Consider the following 16,770-nt stretch of genomic DNA (forward strand, 5'->3'; position numbering starts at 1 on the left):
ACCGGATGGAGTCCTCCGGAACCGTGTGACCCCTACCGGCCGCTAGCAGAACGCTTGTAAAAGTAAGCAGGCGACAGTCTAAGGTACCTTGGATCGGTCGGGCGTGCGCGCAAGCAGCGATAATCGATCTTCCTTGCGGGAAGATCGCGGCCGCAGCTGGATCAGACTTGCCGCTAAAGTCCCAGGTCAGAGGACCTTTCTCTAAATGTTACTTACGTCACCCTTCTCCAGGGAAGCAGCCGGGCCTCCTGGAAGACGACCGAACGCTGCCGGGTGGCCAGAACCTCGCCGGAGATGTCGCCGTCGAAGCCGCCGAGGATGCGGATCAGCGTGCTCTTCCCTGACCCGCTGCGGCCCAGCAGGGCGACGAACTCCCCGGAGGCGACCGTGAGGTCGAGGCCGTCGAGGACCGTATGATCCCCGAAGGTGCGACGCAGGCCGCGGATCCGGATGGCGGCGCCGTCGGCACCGCGGGTTTCGCCGGTTTCGCTGGTGCGCTGAGCGTCGGTGGTGTACTGAGCGTCGTCGGTGGCCGGGCGCTCCAGGGCGGCGACGGCCGTGGCCGCCGCCGTGGTGTCGGTGTCGGTGCTCAGGTTCCGTCGAAGCCGCGGCGCCATGACAACAGCGGGCGGCAGACCAGAAGCGGGCGCCGGCTCATGACGCTGATAGTAGCTACCATTCCGCAGCTTGTCAATAAAAAAAGTAGAGATTATCGCCTTCCGTTGTCGAGCTATGGCGCAACGTTGATGATCGGTGTCTTGTCGCCGGGGGCCGGACGCCCCGTACCGGGGTCTTGTCAGCCGACCAGGAGAATGAGCGGGGGCGCGGCGAGCACGATGATCGCCCCGAAGTAGGCGCACGGCGGCATCCACCACGGCACTTCTGGCGGGTCGAGGAGCCGGGCGATCCGCGAGATGACCGGATTGGCCGTGCCGCGCCGGGGGCCGCCGCCGACCGGTCGTGTCCGGCCGGGCGCCGCATCGCCGAGGTGGGGCCCGCCGGGGTCTGGCCCGTCGGGATGGGGCCCGTCGGGATCTGGCCGGTCGGGATCTGGCCGGTCGGCGTCTGGGCTGCCTGGGCTGGGCGGGCTGGAATCGCGGACGTCGACCGCCGTGGGATCGTGGGAGCCGAGCGCGGGCAGCACGGCGGCCGGAGAACCGATGATCCCCAGCGCCCCGGCGGGGACCGGTGCCCTTGCCCCGCCCAGCCGGGCCAGGGCCCGCGCGAGCGATCGGTGGCTTGTCTGCCGGGCCGCCGCGTCGTCGGCGAGCATCTCGACGAGGAGCGAGACGGCCGCGGTCGCCTCCCTGGCCGGGCCCAGGAACGGGAAGGTCCGCTCCCATGCGACGAACGGCTGGATGACGAGGTCGTGACGACCGGCGACGTGGGCCGCCTCGTGGGCGAGCACGGCGTCCAGTTCGGTGGCGTCGAGGGTGTTCAGCAGCCCGCGGGAAACCACGACCCGGGCGTGCCGCACCCCCGGCACGCAGTAGGCGACCGCGACGGGATGATCGAGGATACGCAGCAGGATGCCAGTCCGGTCCCGGCGTTCGCACAGGCAGCAGCCGGTTGCGCCCCCGCCGCCGGCGGTTGTGCCGGGGCCTGCGGTTGTGCCAGAGTCCGTGGTTGTGCCGGGGCCTGCGGTTGTGCCAGAGTCCGCGGCTGTGCCGGAATGATGGGACGCATGGTCGGGCGGGACGCAGGTCTCGTGCCGGCGATGCCGACGGCCGGCCAGATCGACCAGGTCGCGGTGTCGGTGACGCTCGCGAAGAGTGGCTGCGGTGGAGGTGCCGAGCACCCCGAACAGTCGGGAGGCCAAGGCCGCCGCCACGGCGAGGCCGATGAGGTTGACCAGGCCCAGGCCCGTCAGCGGCGCGCCGGCCGCGATGTTGTCGAGATGGTCGGCGATGGCGGTCGGGGTGTCGCCGGACAGCGGTGAGACGGTGAACGCGATCGCCGCGAGCAGCGCCGACACCCCGCCGGCCAGACCGACCGCCTGCCAGAGCACGATCGCCGCCCGTGGGCATCGGTAGGGCCAGCGCGCGGCGGCCAGCAGGCGTGGGACCGGCCAGGCCAACACGCCCGCGAACAGGGCGAGAAGTGCCGCGGTCGTCATGTCCCGGCTAACGCTACCGGTGGTCGGGCGGAATCTGGGCCGTTCGATCCGAGTCGGTGGCTACCGGAACGATCTGCTCCGGGTCGTTGCGGGGCGGGTCGCCGATCGCCGGACCGCGCCGGGCCTCGGCGTGCCGGACCTCCGTGTACGGATCCTCGGCCTGCGGATCCTCGGCGCGCGGGACCTCTCCGTCAGGCACGAAGATGCCGGGTTCCCCGGGACCAGCGGGTTCCAGGGCACGGCGAAGGATCTCGGCCTCCTCCGCGGACACCGACCCCACGAAGCGGACCAGGGCGGAACCACGATCGTCCGCCGTGCCGAGCGCCTCCATCATCGCCTCGGCCACGACGGCCTCGCGACTGTCGCTGGCCGCGTAGCGATGCGCGCGCGCCGAACGCTGACGCCGCACGAATCCCTTCCGTTCCAACCGTTCGAGCACGGTCAGCACGGTGGTGTACGCGAGATCGCGTTCATGCTGGAGACGACTGGCGACCTCACGGGCCGTCAGCCAGCCGTCGCTCGCCCACAACACGTCCATGACCGACCGTTCGAGGTCACCCAGGCGCGCCATGGTGCCAATCCTACGTGGCGTAGAACATTCGTGGGACCGAACGGGGTGCTTCGTTGAGGCCTGTTGCGTCACAGCCACGCGGCAACGGTGCCGGCCGTCGGGGAGGAGTCGGGGAGGAGCCGGCCTTCCGGCCCCCGATCTGCCTCCCGGCTCCCACCCGGCGCCCGGCTCTCCGGACCAGTGCGAACCCGCCGGCTGACTGATCCGCCGCCGTTTATGCGGCCCGAATTTCTTTAAAAGGAAACATCTTTATAACTTATAAAACTATATATCCATCGAACGGGCTATCCGCCGAACGGGCTATCCGCCGAACGAGCCATCCACCGAACGAGCCATCCACCGAACGGGCCATCAATCGAACAGACTGACGGCTGCAATGGAGGCGTCTTCCGGTCCCGCCCCGTGCCGTCGACCGTGGCGCACGTCTCGACAGCGCCGTCGGTGGTGCCGTCGGTCTTGACCATGTCATCGAGCTCACTGCGCTTTGCTCGTCGCCAGGAGAATTGGCTACATACCGTAGAAACCTCTATGCCTCGTAGAGGATCGGTTGGCTCTCGGCCGATTTTTCCCCTCGCGGTCCACCGAAGGAGCTGTGCGCATGGTTCTCGCCGCTGATGCCGTCGACCTTGCCCGCGCCCAGACAGCGTTCTCCCTCGCGTTTCACATCTGTTTCGCCGTGTTCGGGGTCGGCATGCCGTGGCTGCTGATCTACACCGAGGGGCGTTGGGTGCGGACCGGTGACGAGACCTGGCTGGCGCTCACGAAGAAGTGGTCGCGGGCATTCGCCGTGCTGTTCGCGGTCGGGGCCGTCTCGGGAACGGTGCTGTCGTTCGAGTTCGGCCTGCTCTGGCCCGCGTTCATGTCGAAGTACGGCAGTGCGCTCGGGCTGTCGTTCTCTCTGGAGGGCTTTGCATTCTTCACCGAGGCGATCTTTGTCGGGATGTACCTGTACGGCTGGAAGCGCCTGTCGCCGCGCGCGCACTGGCTCACGCTGTGGCCGATCGCTATCTCCGGCACCCTGTCGACGTTGTTCATCATCACGGTGAACGCCTGGATGAACGTGCCACGGGGGATCACCGAGGTGAACGGCAAGGTCGTCGCCGCCGAGCCGTTCGCACCCTTTCTGAGTCCGGGGACTCCGCCCCAGCTGGTCCACATGCTGCTGGCCGCGCTGATGTGCACCGGCGGGGCCGTCGCCAGTATTTACGCGGTCGGCATGCTGCGCGGTCGCCGCGACGCCTACCACCAGCGCGGGCTGCGGATCGGCCTGGCGGTGGTGTTGGTCTGCGCGCCGCTTCAGCTGATCGTGGGGGACTGGGCGGCCCGGGTCGTCGGGGCCAACCAGCCGTTCAAGCTGGCCGCGATGGAAGGGCTCTACCACACCAGGTCGCACGCGCCGCTGACCCTCGGCGGGTTCTACGACGACAAGAGCGGCGAGGTCCGCTACGGGCTGGAGATCCCCGGTCTGCTCTCGCTGATGGAGGGATTCAGCACCGATTACGTGATCACCGGTCTGGACGCCGCCCCGCCGGACGAGCGCCCGAACGGCCTGCTGGTGCACGGGTCGTTCGCGACGATGGTCGGGTTCGGTTCTGCGCTGATCGGACTGTCCGCCCTGACCGGTGCCGCCGTCGTCCGCCGGCGCCGTCGCGGCGAGAAGACGCTGCTGCCCACCGGGCGGCCGTGGCTGTTCGCCGCGGCGGCTACGGGACCGGCGTCCGCGCTGTCGATGATGGCTGGCTGGGAGGTCACGGAGGGTGGTCGTCAACCGTGGATCGTGGGCGGTCATATGCGGGTTCACGACGCGGTGACGGGCGCCGACGGGGTCGCGCCGATGTTTGCCGGCTCCCTGGTCCTGTACCTGGGGCTCGCGGGTGCGCTGATCCTCATCCTGCGCCGGATGGCCACCGGCGGCCCGGCCGTCGCGGAGATCCGGTCCGGGCGGCCCGCCGCGGGCGTCCACCGCACGGCCGTTCACGGCGCGGGGCAGGCGAGCCCGGCCAGGTCCGGGCGGACAACCGATTCCGATTCGCCGTCCATCCCGAAGCCGCGGCCCGAACCTGCGCCGGTCGAACCGGCGGTCGAACCGGCGGTTGAACTGCCGGTTGAACTGCCGGTCGAACCGCCGGTGTCCGGCAGGCGGCGCACCGGCGGCGGTCCCGAGGGATCCCGAGGTTCGGCGCACCCGGGTGAGACAACGGGAACGGGATCCGACGGCACCACCGGTTTCGGCGGGCGGGGAGAAGACTGATGACCAGCGCTGACCTTCTTCTGATCATCATGGTGGCAGGGCTCACCGCCTACGCGCTGCTCGGTGGCGCGGACTTCGGTGGCGGGGTGTGGGACCTGCTGGCACGCGGACGGCACGCCGGCGACCAGCGGAAACTGATCTCGGCATCACTCGGCCCGGTGTGGGAGGCCAACCATGTCTGGCTGATCTTCATCGTGGTGGCGATGTTCAGTGGGTTTCCCGAGGCCTACGGGGTGATCGGCTCCTCCCTGGAGGTGCCGCTGTCCGTGGCCCTCGTCGGCATCGTGCTGCGTGGTACCGCGTACGTGTACCGGTCCTACGGGGCGGGTGGGGCCGGTCCCGACCACTGGTGGGGGCACGTCTTCGCGGTGTCCTCGACGATCGCCCCGTTCGCGCTCGGGGTGGCCGGTGCGGCCCTGGCCAGCGGTGATCTGTCGACCGACGACCCGTTCGCGCCGGTGCGCAGCCCGTTCGGGCTCGTCTGCGGGGCCTTCGCGGTTGCCGCGACGGCCTTCCTCGCCGCCGTCTACCTCTGCCGGGACGCCGCATCCTCCCCGGCCACCGCGCACCTGGTGGCCGACTTCCGCCGGCGGGCCATCGGCGGCGCCGTGCTCTGCGGTGCACTCGCCGCGATCCTGCTGCCCCTCCTGTGGGCGGACGCCCCGGAGGTCGCCGGCCGGTTCAGGGACCGCTCGCTTCCCCTGGTCGCCCTGTCCACCCTCGGCGGGATCGGCGCCCTCGTCGCACTCTGGCGCGAGCAGTTCGGTGCCGCCCGCATCGCGGCCGGTCTCGCTGTCGGCGCGATGCTCTGGGGCTGGGCGGTGGCCCAGTACCCGGACCTGGTGGTCGGGCAGGCCACGGTCGACACGGCCGCGGCGCCGACGGCGAACATCCGGGCCATGCTGTTCGCCATCGTCGGCGGTCTGGTGGTGCTCGTGCCGTCCCTGATGATGCTGTTCCGGCTGTTCTCCCGACCAGAACCGGCGGAGTGATCGGACCGGCGGAGTGATCGGACCGGCCCGCCGTGGCGGTGGGCTACGGTCGTCGCGTGACCTCTGCCCCCGCTCAGGCGCCGGTCATCGCGGGCGAGCCGCTCACCCGCCGGCAGCTCGTCGTCGAGATCTGGCTCGTGCTCGGGGTCTCCTTCGCCACCTCGGCGCTGTTCGCGGTCATCCGCTACGTCGGGGTGCTGACCCGGCCGGGACCCGTCCGCTCCCAGGTGGCCCGGCTGAACACCTCGGCGGCGCCGGGACGGCCCTGGCTCGACCTCGCGCTCCAACTCGCTGACCTGGTCACCGGGCTGGTGCCGGCGCTGCTCGCCGTATACCTGCTGACGAGGCACGGAGGCGGACCGCGGGCGATCGGCCTGGACGGCCGGCACACCGGTCGCGACGCCGGCCGGGGAGCGGCGATCGCGGCCGGGGTCGGCGGGCTCGGCTTGGGCCTCTACCTCCTGGCGTGGCACAGCGGGGCGAACCTCACCGTCGCGCCGTCGGGCTTGCCGGACGTGTGGTGGCGCGTGCCGGTCCTGGTCCTCAGCGCGGCGCAGAACGGCCTCGCCGAGGAGGTCATCGTCACCGGGTATCTGCTGGTACGGCTGCGTGAACTTGGTGTCACGGCCAACCGGGCGCTGGCGGCCAGCGCCCTGCTCCGCGGTTCCTATCACCTCTACCAGGGGCTCGGTGGGTTCGCCGGCAACCTCGCGATGGGCCTGCTGTTCGGCCGGCTGTTCCAGCGGACCGGCCGGGTGCTGCCGCTCGTCATCGCCCACGCACTCATCGACACCGTCGCGTTCGTCGGATACGTGGCGTTGGTCGGAAAGATCTCCTGGATCCCGGCGTCGCGCTAAGGTTACGGGTGGGGAAATATAGATTGTCTGCTGGGCGTACGATGCATATCTCAACGGTGCACCGCGGGGGCGGTGGATCGTTCGAGGACGTCAACGTTGGCGGGTTCGGGGCGCCGGAAGGCCACGGGGCGCCGGAAGGCGTAGCCGTCGAGTGCCTGCCGCGGTATGGCTGGTCGGGGAGGACCGATGGTCAACGGAATCCGCGAGATCGAGCGCAAGTTCTCGGTCGAACCGACCTTTGTGCTCCCGAAGTTAGGGGAGGTCGCGGGCGTCGCCACCGCGCGCACCCGCAAGACCGTCAGTCTGGAGGCCGTCTACTACGACAGCGACGATCTCCGGCTGGCCCGTAACAAGATCACACTGCGGCGTCGGACCGGTGGAGCGGACGCCGGATGGCACCTCAAGCTGCCCGTCCGGGTGGGGGAGCGGGACGAGCTCCAGCTCCCGCTCGACGAGGGCGTGGGCGGGGTGACCCTGGGCCCGCGGTACAGCCCTCCCGCGGAGTTTGTCGATCTGGTGTCGGTCCATCTGCGCGGCGCCGAGCTGCGGCCGGTCGCCAGGCTGCGGACGCTGCGGACAGCGCGCCGGCTGCGGGGCACGGTCGGAGTCGACCTGGCCGAGGTCGTCGATGACCAGGTCTCCGCGCAGACTCTGGGGGAGAAGACGGTACTGAGCAGCTGGCGGGAGATCGAGGTCGAACTCGTCGACGGCGGGCCCGAGGTGCTCGACGAGGTCGCCGGTCTGCTCACGGCCGCGGGCGCCACCCCGGCGGTGGACTCCTCGAAGCTTGCGCGGGTCCTGGGTGAGGCGCTGGCCGCCGGCCCCGGGCCGGACGTCCCTTCGCCGCCGCGCAAGCCACGACGCAGGACGCCGGCGGGCGAGGTGGTACGGGCCTACCTGATCGAACAGGCGCGTGCTCTGCTCGCGGCCGATCCGCGGGTGCGGCTCGACGAGCCCGAGGCGGTCCACAAGATGCGCGTCGCCTGCCGTCGGGCCCGCAGCACCCTGCGGACGTTCGCGCCGCTGTTCCCGCCCGAGAGAGCGCTCTTCCTGGACGGCGAGCTGCGGGACCTCGCCGGCGCGCTCTCCGGCGCCCGCGACGCCGAGGTCCAGGCCGCTTATTTCGAGACCCGCCTGGCGGAGCTGCCCACCGAGCTGGTCGCGGGGCCCGTGCACAAGACGGTCACCGCGCACCTCGGCGCCGGCACGGCCAACGGCCGGGCGGAGGCGTTGGCCATGTTGCGCAGTGACCGGTACTTCGCCCTCGTCTCCAACCTGCTCACCCTGCTGCGGGGCCCGCTCACCCCCGCGGCGGCCCGCCCGGCCGGCAAGGCCCTTCCCGACCTGCTGCTCGGCGCCGACCGGAAGCTGGCGAAGAAGGTCCGCGCCGCGACCGCTCTGAAGGTCGGCCAGGAACGGGACGAACTGCTGCATTCCGCCCGCAAGCAGGCCAAGCGGTTGCGGTACGCGGCGGAGGCCGTCGCGCCGCTGTACGGGAATGACGCGGCGCGGCTGGTCGAGCAGGCCCAGATCGCGCAGGAGCTGCTCGGAACCCATCAGGACGCCACCGTCGCGCGCAGGCTGCTGGGGGACTGGGGAACGGCAGCGCAGGCCCAGGGCGCCCCCACCGCGTTTACTCTGGGTGTCCTGCTGGGCCTGGAGGAGTGCCGGGCACGCATGGCGGAACGAGACTTCTTCGATGCGTGGCCCGCGATCTCGGCGGCCCGGCACCGCCGCTGGATCCGCTGACCCGGGGCCGTGCCGGGTGGGCTCTGCCGTGGTCTGACCGATTACCTCCTCCGCGTCACCCATCCGTGCGCCACATCCGGGCCATCGGGCGCACGACGATCCGCCACGGGTCGGCACGCTCAGGAAATCCCTGTCAGCTCGACGGATTGCCGGACGGGACGGGTGGAGCTGCCTGCGGCCGGACCTGCTGCGTTGTTCTATGACCGGGGCATGAAGTGGACTTCCTTGCCCGGAGGACTCCCGCGAAGGCCTCCGTCCGTGTAGCGTCGTCCCTGGCCGGAGTTCGGCGGTTCGCGTCTCAACCGAGGCGCGGCGGAACAACGTCAGGGTCTCTTGCAGCTTCCTGACGTTCGGCCCGGGGCCCGCGCGGTGCGGGTCCTGACTGCACCAGCAGGGAGAACGGCACGTGGCTCAGGGCACGGTGAAGTGGTTCAACTCGGAGAAGGGCTTCGGCTTCATCTCCGTGGACGGCGGCGGTTCCGACGTCTTCGTTCACTACAGCGCGATTCAGATGGACGGTTACAAGGCACTTGAGGAGGGCCAGCGGGTCGAGTTCCAGGTGACCCAGGGTCAGAAGGGTCCGCAGGCCGACGCCGTCCGCGTCGTCTGAGCCACGAGAGACTTCAACGGCCAGCCCGCCCAAGGTCCTCCTGGGGCGGGCTGACCGCTTCTCGGCCAGTTCGGTATCCGACAGTTCGGTAGAAGGTATGTTTTTCCTGGCTGTCTCGATCATTTTCTCGAGCCGGAAAGCGCGGGGCGTTCATCGGTTCCCGCATGGCGTGGTTCTCGGCCAAAAACTTAACGCCTGATTAAAGGTACAGCTCGACTCCTCACCGGTGGAGCCGCGTAGGTCTCGCGTCAGACGTGATGTCGGTTTGGTGTGGGCCGGCTTGTCAGCCGCCGATCGCTTCGTCAGCCACGAGAAGTTCGGCGATCTGCAGGGTGTTCAACGCGGCGCCTTTGCGCAGGTTGTCCCCGCAGAGGAACAGCGCGACCTCGTGCGGGTCGTCCGGCGACTGCCGGATTCGGCCGACCCAGGTCGGGTCCGTTCCGACGACGTCGGCTGGGGTCGGGAACTCGCCAGCTGACGGATCGTCGACGACGGCGACGCCAGGAGCGTTCAGCAGCACCGTGCGCGCCTCGTCCGCCGTCACCGGCCGAGTGAAGCGGGCGTGCACCGCGACCGCGTGCGTGGTGATGACCGGCACCCGGACACAGGTAGCCGACACCCGCAGATCCGGGATACCCAGGATCTTGCGGGACTCATTGCGGACCTTGAACTCCTCCGAGGACCAGCCACCGTCCTTCAGTGAACCGGCCCAGGGCACGACGTTGAGCGCCAGCGGCGCCGGGAACGGGCCGAGGCCGTCCTCACCGATGGCCTTACGCACGTCACCGGCGGTCCGCCCCAGCTCGCGGGTGCCACCGACGACGGTGAGCTGGTCGTAGAGGGCGTCGATGCCGGCCTGCCCGGCACCGCTCGCGGCCTGGTAGGAGGCCGCGAACATCGACTCCAGCCCGAACGCCCGGTGCAGGGCGCCGACCGCGACGATCATCGACAGGGTGGTGCAGTTCGGGTTCGCGATGATGCCCCGCGGCCGCGCGGGAATCTGGTCGGCGTTCACCTCCGGCACGACCAGCGGCACGTCGGCGTCCAGCCGGAACGCGCCGGAGTTGTCGACCGCGACCGCGCCGTGGGCCGCCGCCACCGGTGCCCACCGGGCGGAGACCTCGTCGGGAACATCGAACACGGCCACGTCCACGCCGTCGAAGACCTCCGGTGCCAAGGCCTGGACGACGACGCCCGCGCCGCGCACCCGTACCGTCCGCCCCGCCGATCGGGCCGAGGCGATCGGCCGGATCTCTCCCCAGATGCCGGGGCGTTCGTCGAGCAGCGACAGCATCACCGTGCCGACCGCGCCGGTCGCTCCCACCACTGCGAGCGTCGGTCGCCGGCCCGCCTCGTTACTCGTCACGATCCATCCTCCTGATTCGCCACTGTGCCGCCGCGGCGTGTCCAGCTGCCGCGCTGTGCCGCCGTCTCGAGGACCTGCGACGTCGCCAACGTCATCGTCCGGTTCCCGCGTACACGATCGCCCCGCCGTCCGGGTCACCCAGGTCGAAGGCGCCGTGCACGGCCCGCACGGCGAGCGGGAGGTCGGTGTCGCGCACCACCACTGAGATGCGAATCTCAGAGGTGGAGATGATCTCGATGTTGACCCCTGCGTCGGCGAGGGAGCCGAAGAACCGGGCGGACACCCCCGGGTGTGACTTCATCCCCGCGCCGATCAGCGACAGCTTGCCGATGTGGTCGTCGTAGAGGGTGCGCTCGAAGCCAATCTCGCTCTGGACCTTCGTGAGCGCGGTGAGCGCGGTACGTCCATCCGCCTTGGGCAGGGTGAACGAGATGTCCGTCCGCCCCGACCCGGCGACCGAGCCGACCTGAACGATCATGTCCAGGTTGACGTCGGTCTCCGCCACGGCCCGGAACACGGCCGCCGCCACCCCGGGCTTGTCCGGGCATCCGACGACCGTCACCTTCGCCTCGCTGAGGTCGTGCGCGACCCCACGGATGATGGCCTGTTCCACGAGCTGTTCCTCCGGAATCTCGGTGACCCACGTGCCCGGCTTCGCCGAGAAGGACGATCGGACATGCACGGGGACGCTGTAACGGCGGGCGTACTCGACGCACCTCAGCATGAGGACCTTCGCGCCGCAGGCCGCCATCTCCAGCATCTCCTCATAGGAGATCGTGTCGATGCGGCGGGCGTCGGGGACGATGCGCGGGTCTGCGGTGAACACGCCGTCCACATCGGTGTAGATCTCGCAGGCGTCCGCTCCCAGCGCGGCAGCGAGCGCCACCGCGGTCGTGTCCGAGCCGCCTCGACCGAGCGTGGTGATGTCCTTCGTGTCCTGGCTCACACCCTGGAAGCCCGCGACGATCGCGATCGCGCCGGAGTCCAGGGCGGTGCGGATCCGCCCGGGGGTAACGTCGATGATGCGCGCCTTGCCGTGCACCGAATCAGTGATGACTCCGGCCTGGGAGCCGGTGAACGAGCGGGCCTCGGCGCCGAGAGTGGTGATCGCCATGGCCAGCAGCGCCATCGAGATCCGCTCACCGGCGGTGAGCAGCATGTCGAGCTCCCGGGCGGGCGGAAGCGGCGAGACCTGTTCGGCCAGATCGAGAAGTTCGTCGGTGGTGTCACCCATCGCGCTGACCACCACGACGACGTCGTTGCCGGCCCGCCGGTTCTCCACGATTCGCTCAGCGACTCGTTTGATGCGGTCCGCGTCGGCAACGGAGGACCCACCGAACTTCGCGACCAAGAGCGCCATGGCAGCCAGGTTACCGAGCGCGGCCGCTAACCGAGTGCGGTCGCCCGGTGGCCTTGCCTGGCGGTTCGTGCCGGGATCTGGTCCGGTGTCCCTTTTCCGCCGCCGGGACGATGTCGCCCCGGCGACGGGGTGCTGGGCGTATTCCTTCCGGTGTGCCAGGGTGATGACATCCGCACCACGGCTCACCCGCACGACCGGCTCACCCGCACGACCGGCTCACCCGTACGACCGGCTTACCCGTACGACCGGCTTACCCGGACGACCGACTGCGACGCACGCGGTCCACGCGATGGTCCCCGACGCCGAGGACCAGCTCAGGAAGGACGATCCTCAATGGCAGTCAGCCTTGCCAAGGGCGGCAACGTCAGCCTCACGAAGCAGGCCGCCGAGGCCGGCACCCCCCAGCTCACCGCGTTGAACGTCGGGCTCGGATGGGACGCCCGCACGACCACCGGGACCGATTTCGACCTGGACGCCTCTGCCATCGGCGTCCGGGCGGACGGCAAGGTCCTCAACGACGGCTACTTCGTCTTCTTCAACAACCTCGCGTCCCCCGAGGGGGCGATCACGCTCACCGGTGACAACCTGACCGGGCAGGGCGAGGGGGACGACGAGTCCGTTATCGTCAACCTTGCGTTGGTTCCAGCCGACATTGACCGGATTATCGTTCCGGTTTCCATCTACGACGCGGTGAACCGGAACCAGAACTTCGGCCAGGTGCGCAACGCCTACATCCGCGTGGTCGACCAGGGTGGAAACGAGCTGGTCCGCTACGATTTGTCCGAGGACTACTCCACCGAAACCGTCGTCATCTTCGGCGAGGTCTACCGCAACGGCGCCGACTGGAAGTTCCGCGCCGTCGGCCAGGGTCACAACGACCTCGGTGGTCTGGCACGCGATCATGGCGTCAACATCTGAGCTACCCGAGCGGGTGCGTGCCTGGCAATGCGTGCCTGGCAAGTAGCCGCTCCCGGGCCGATGAGCACCCGCCCGCTGCGCCCGGCCGAGCTGCCCGTGCCCCGGCCAGGGCCGGGCCAGGTTCGGGTCCACGTCGACGCCTGCGGAGTCTGCCGTACCGACCTGCACCTCGCAGAGGGTGATCTCCCGCCGCACCGACCGCGCACCGTGCCCGGACATGAGGTCGTCGGACGGGTCGACGCAGTCGGCGAGGGGGTGAGCGGCGTGCGGACCGGGGACCGGCTGGGTATCGCCTGGCTGGCCTCGACCGACGGGACCTGCGGGTACTGTCGGCGCGGAGCGGAGAACCTCTGCCCGGCCTCGACCTACACCGGATGGGATGTCGACGGCGGCTACGCCGAGTACGCCTGCGTGCGCGCCGACTATGCCTACCGGCTGCCCGACGGCTACAGCGACGCGGAGCTTGCCCCGCTGCTGTGCGCCGGCATCGTCGGCCACCGGGCGCTGCGCCGGGCGGAGCTGCCGCCCGGCGGGCGGCTCGGCATCTATGGGTTCGGCGCGTCCGCTCATCTCGCCGCCCAGGTGGCGATCGCCCAGGGCGCCACCGTCCACGTGATGACGCGCTCGGCGCGGGCCCGCGAGCTCGCTCTGGAACTCGGCGCCGCCTCGGCGGGCGAGGCATATGCCGCACCGCCCGAGCCGCTGGACGCGGCCGTGCTCTTCGCCCCGGTGGGTGACCTGGTGCCGGTGGCGCTCGCCGCGCTCGACCGCGGCGGCACGCTGTCCATCGCGGGCATCCACCTCAGCGACATCCCGCCGCTCGTCTACTCCGACCATCTGTTTCAGGAACGGTCCGTCCGCAGCACGACCGCCAACACTCGCACCGACGGTGAGGAGTTCCTGGCGATCGCCGCCGAGCACCGGCTTGCGGTGACCGTGTCGCCCTACCCGCTGTCCGCGGCCGACCGGGCCCTCGCCGACCTCGTCGCCGACCGGGTCACCGGCGCGGCCGTGCTGCTGCCCTGACCGTTTTGCCTGTCCTGCCGGTGCCGGACCGTCCTGCCGGTGCCGGACCTTCCGGATCTGGTTCGTAGATCCGGGAGGGACCGGGATCCGGGAGGGACCGGGGGGTTCGGCGACCTCGCCGGGAGAGGCGCGCTGAGCTTCCGCGTTCAGTCGCCGCGGGTCGCGAGTCGGCGCAGGAGCAGGGTGCCCGCGGTGGTCAGTACGGCGGCCGTCGCAATCTCGCGCGGCAGGCGGTGCCGGGCCTCGTTCTGGATCGCTTCGTGGAAACGGTCGAACCGGCTCGGCCAGGGACTCACCCCGACGAAGTACCGGCCCACCTTGTCGGTGTCCGGTAGGCAGGCACCGGTCATGCCGGCGAGGACGGCGAGTCGGCGCCCGGCGGGGGCGGACGCCGTCAACAAGGCCATGGCCGCGAGCCCTGCCACGCCGTCCTTGCGTGCGATCGGCAGCCACTCCGGCTCGGTGTTCGGACCCGTTCCCCAGTGGGGCAACGCGTCCATGACCAGGTGCGAGACGAAGCCGGCGGCGAGGGCGGACATCGGATGCCGGATCGCCATGCCCACGAAAGCGCCCGCCCCGACGTGTGAGCTGATGATCATATTTCAGGACCTCCTGGTGGCAGACGGACGGCAGAGCGTTCGCCGGGTACCTCCTACCCTGACGTCCCGGTTGGAGGATGCGTACCGCGGGGTGATGGTGGAGCCTTCCGGTGATCACCATCAGTGGTCGCCTGGTGGTCTCCGTGTTTGGGGGGCGCGGGTACCACCGCTCCCGGGATCGGATCCGGGCGTCCGATGCTCGCGCGAAGGTGCGCGCGGACGCCGTCCCACCTTCTCTGAATGCTCTTGCTGCCGCCCGTCTCGATGCGTTCGTCGATGCTCCGGCCGATTCCCACGCCGACGCGCGAGCCGACGAATTCATCGGATGCCCGCGCAGATGCTCGGGCGAATGCGCATCATGGGTAGATCGGTGCGCCTCGTAGCATCTGGCCGCGTAGCGGAGCGACTCGGCGGCAATCCATGGATGAAGGGTTGCTGTATCGTAAGGGAGATAACTTAGAGTGATCAATTTTGAGGTTTGGGTGGCGTGGGTGCGAGAAGCTACCGGGATGTCCTCCGGTGAGGACGGCGGTTCGCCGGGCGGTCCGGGGTACCGCGGCGGCGTGGGTCCGGGGCGTCGCGGCGCCGGAGACCTGAGCGGTGTGGATGGATAGGCGCGTCCGTGATCTACGCATATGCCACCCACCAGCCGTCTGCGACCTGGCCACGCCGGTGCCGTCGGGGCTGGTCGTCTCCGTCGCGTGGCGGCTGGAAGGGGCCGGGCGGATCATCGGCGGCATGGTGCCCCGCGGCCGTCCCGGGGCTGGCCCGCAGGGTAAACGGGTCCTGCACGGCGAGGGGATCTGGGCGGCCGAGATGTATCCGCGGGACCGGGAGATCTCGGCGGAGGCCGACCTCGTCGAGCCGGGTTCGGCGGCTCGGCCGGTCCGGCTGGTGGTGCATGGCTCCGACCGTGACATCATCGGCTATCTGGATCAGCCCCGCCTGCCGGCCACCCGACTCGCCCGGCTCACGACCGGGCTGCGTCGGGACGCCCGTCAGGTCAGGGTCCGGGCGGCCGGGCGGGTCTGGTGGATACGGGCGACGAATGTCTTCGGAGTACAGGTCGTCCGGGATCCCGAGGTACGGATCTACCGCACCAGAGGATTACACGCCGTGTTCAGCGCCGAGGCCGACCATCTTGACGTCAGCGTGGTCCTGCTGACCCTGGCCTCGATTCCCAGCTCGGCCTACGCCCCCATCCTGGGGTTCTAGCGGCCGCAGCGGCCCCGGCGAACCCGACGCGGGACCGGCGGCGGGCCAGCGGAGCCGGGGTGGCTTCGGGGCGGGACCGGTGACAGCAGGCCGGGGTGTCAGGCGCTGACGACGCGGCGTCCCTCGAAGGCGCGTCCCAGGGTCACTTCGTCCGCCCATTCGAGGTCACCGCCCATGGGCAGGCCGCTGGCGAGGCGGGTGACCTTCAGGCCCATCGGAGCGATCTGCCGGGCCAGGTAGGACGCGGTGACCTCACCCTCGGTATTCGGATCGGTGGCGAGGATCAGTTCGGTCACCGTGCCGTCCGCCAGGCGGGCGACGAGCTCCCGGATGTGCAGGTCGTCGGGACCGACACCGCCGATGGGATTGATCGCGCCCCCGAGCACGTGGTACCGCCCCCGGAACTCGCGGGTGCGTTCGATCGCCACGACGTCCTTGGGTTCCTCGACCACACAGATCGAGCTCGGATCGCGGCGGGGATCGGCGCAGATCCGACACAGTTCCGACTGCGCCACGTTGAAGCAGCTCCGACAGAACTGGACCTTCTCCTTGACCTCGGTCAGGGCGGTGGCCAGCCTGCGGACGTCCACGGGGTCGGCGGCCAGCAGATGAAACGCGATCCGCTGGGCACTTTTGGGACCGATGCCGGGCAGCCGCCCGAGCTCGTCGATCAGATCCTGGACGATGCCCTCGTACACCGGTGCCGCCGGTTGTCAGTCGAGCCCGGGAAGGCCCGGACCGCCCGGAAGGGGGCCTCCGAGGCCGCCACCGGACAGCAGGCTGCCGAGTCCGCCGAGGCCGCCGGCGCCGCCCGGACCTGCCGGGCCGCCCGCGCCGAGGCCACCGGTGATCGCGCCCATCCGGTCGGCGACGAGCTTGTGGGCGTTCGTGGTCGCGTCACGGACCGCCGCGAGGATCAGATCCGCGAGCGTCTCGGTGTCCTCAGGGTCGACCGCCTCGGGGCTGATCGTCAGATTGACTAGTTCCCCGCCGCCGTTGACGGTGGCGCGGACCAAGCCGCCGCCGGCCGTCCCGTCCACCCGGGCGGTGGCGAGGTCCTCCTGGGTGGCGAGGATCGCGGCCTGCATCTTCTGCGCCTGTTCGAAGAGTTGCCCCAGCGCCCCGCCCCCGGCGGAGGCC

At 70.2% G+C, this 16,770-nt stretch carries 15 protein-coding genes and 1 pseudogene; 8 read left to right on the top strand and 8 right to left on the bottom strand.

What is annotated here, in order from left to right; all coding sequences use genetic code 11:
• Nucleotides 1-221: 221 nt before the first annotated feature.
• The 3 genes and pseudogenes from AC08OP_RS07640 to AC08OP_RS07650 form a co-directional block, all read right to left on the bottom strand.
• Nucleotides 222-617: pseudogene (locus AC08OP_RS07640) on the bottom strand (ATP-binding cassette domain-containing protein); the annotation flags it as partial.
• A gap of 179 nt (nt 618-796) precedes the next feature.
• Complete coding sequence (locus tag AC08OP_RS07645) at nt 797-2,116, bottom strand: M56 family metallopeptidase (protein ID WP_476613545.1); 1,320 nt, start codon at nt 2,114-2,116, stop codon at nt 797-799.
• 13 nt (nt 2,117-2,129) lie between these two features.
• A complete protein-coding gene (locus AC08OP_RS07650; protein ID WP_476613546.1) occupies nt 2,130-2,687 on the bottom strand; it encodes a BlaI/MecI/CopY family transcriptional regulator in 558 nt (185 codons plus the stop codon).
• 598 nt (nt 2,688-3,285) lie between these two features.
• Here AC08OP_RS07650 and AC08OP_RS07655 point away from each other — a divergent pair.
• From AC08OP_RS07655 to AC08OP_RS07675, 5 genes are all read left to right on the top strand, one after another.
• The gene (locus AC08OP_RS07655) at nt 3,286-4,938 is read left to right on the top strand and encodes a cytochrome ubiquinol oxidase subunit I (RefSeq protein WP_476613547.1); all 1,653 of its coding nucleotides are present in this window, start codon (nt 3,286-3,288) and stop codon (nt 4,936-4,938) included.
• Nucleotides 4,938-5,930 carry a cytochrome d ubiquinol oxidase subunit II gene (locus tag AC08OP_RS07660; protein ID WP_476613548.1) on the top strand — a complete coding sequence of 331 codons (993 nt, stop codon included), beginning with the start codon at nt 4,938-4,940 and terminating at the stop codon, nt 5,928-5,930. Before AC08OP_RS07655 ends, AC08OP_RS07660 begins: the two co-directional genes overlap by 1 nt.
• 56 nt (nt 5,931-5,986) lie before the next feature.
• Nucleotides 5,987-6,787 (top strand): CPBP family intramembrane glutamic endopeptidase, encoded by an 801-nt coding sequence (locus AC08OP_RS07665; protein ID WP_462203199.1) that lies wholly within the window; start codon nt 5,987-5,989, stop codon nt 6,785-6,787.
• Between the two features lie 186 nt (nt 6,788-6,973).
• Entirely contained in the window at nt 6,974-8,536 is a 1,563-nt protein-coding gene (locus tag AC08OP_RS07670) for a CYTH and CHAD domain-containing protein (protein ID WP_476613549.1), read from the top strand.
• Between the two features lie 406 nt (nt 8,537-8,942).
• Nucleotides 8,943-9,146 carry a cold-shock protein gene (locus AC08OP_RS07675; protein ID WP_009740954.1) on the top strand — a complete coding sequence of 68 codons (204 nt, stop codon included), beginning with the start codon at nt 8,943-8,945 and terminating at the stop codon, nt 9,144-9,146.
• A 283-nt stretch (nt 9,147-9,429) separates the two neighbouring features.
• On the opposite strand, the gene AC08OP_RS07680 is transcribed toward AC08OP_RS07675, so the two are convergent.
• Both AC08OP_RS07680 and AC08OP_RS07685 read right to left on the bottom strand, forming a co-directional pair.
• Nucleotides 9,430-10,512 (bottom strand): aspartate-semialdehyde dehydrogenase, encoded by a 1,083-nt coding sequence (locus AC08OP_RS07680; RefSeq protein ID WP_476599250.1) that lies wholly within the window; start codon nt 10,510-10,512, stop codon nt 9,430-9,432.
• Between the two features lie 91 nt (nt 10,513-10,603).
• The gene (locus AC08OP_RS07685) at nt 10,604-11,872 is read right to left on the bottom strand and encodes an aspartate kinase (protein ID WP_476613550.1); all 1,269 of its coding nucleotides are present in this window, start codon (nt 11,870-11,872) and stop codon (nt 10,604-10,606) included.
• A 333-nt stretch (nt 11,873-12,205) separates the two neighbouring features.
• Between AC08OP_RS07685 and AC08OP_RS07690 the strand changes: the two genes are divergently transcribed.
• Nucleotides 12,206-12,790: a TerD family protein gene (locus AC08OP_RS07690; RefSeq protein ID WP_476613551.1), complete on the top strand. Its 585-nt coding sequence runs from the start codon at nt 12,206-12,208 to the stop codon at nt 12,788-12,790.
• 27 nt (nt 12,791-12,817) lie between these two features.
• A complete protein-coding gene (locus AC08OP_RS07695; RefSeq protein ID WP_476613552.1) occupies nt 12,818-13,816 on the top strand; it encodes a zinc-dependent alcohol dehydrogenase family protein in 999 nt (332 codons plus the stop codon).
• Between the two features lie 146 nt (nt 13,817-13,962).
• On the opposite strand, the gene AC08OP_RS07700 is transcribed toward AC08OP_RS07695, so the two are convergent.
• Nucleotides 13,963-14,415: a hypothetical protein gene (locus AC08OP_RS07700; RefSeq protein ID WP_462187030.1), complete on the bottom strand. Its 453-nt coding sequence runs from the start codon at nt 14,413-14,415 to the stop codon at nt 13,963-13,965.
• Nucleotides 14,416-15,021: 606 nt separating this feature from the next.
• Here AC08OP_RS07700 and AC08OP_RS07705 point away from each other — a divergent pair.
• The gene (locus AC08OP_RS07705) at nt 15,022-15,630 is read left to right on the top strand and encodes a hypothetical protein (RefSeq protein WP_476613553.1); all 609 of its coding nucleotides are present in this window, start codon (nt 15,022-15,024) and stop codon (nt 15,628-15,630) included.
• Between the two features lie 98 nt (nt 15,631-15,728).
• On the opposite strand, the gene recR is transcribed toward AC08OP_RS07705, so the two are convergent.
• Together recR and AC08OP_RS07715 are read right to left on the bottom strand one after the other, a co-directional pair.
• Nucleotides 15,729-16,328 (bottom strand): recombination mediator RecR, encoded by a 600-nt coding sequence (recR, locus tag AC08OP_RS07710; protein WP_476592777.1) that lies wholly within the window; start codon nt 16,326-16,328, stop codon nt 15,729-15,731.
• 15 nt (nt 16,329-16,343) lie between these two features.
• A partial coding sequence (locus AC08OP_RS07715; RefSeq protein ID WP_476613554.1) for a YbaB/EbfC family nucleoid-associated protein occupies nt 16,344-16,770 on the bottom strand: 427 nt, incomplete at its 5' end.

This window comes from Frankia sp. CeRuru1, assembly GCF_977966315.1.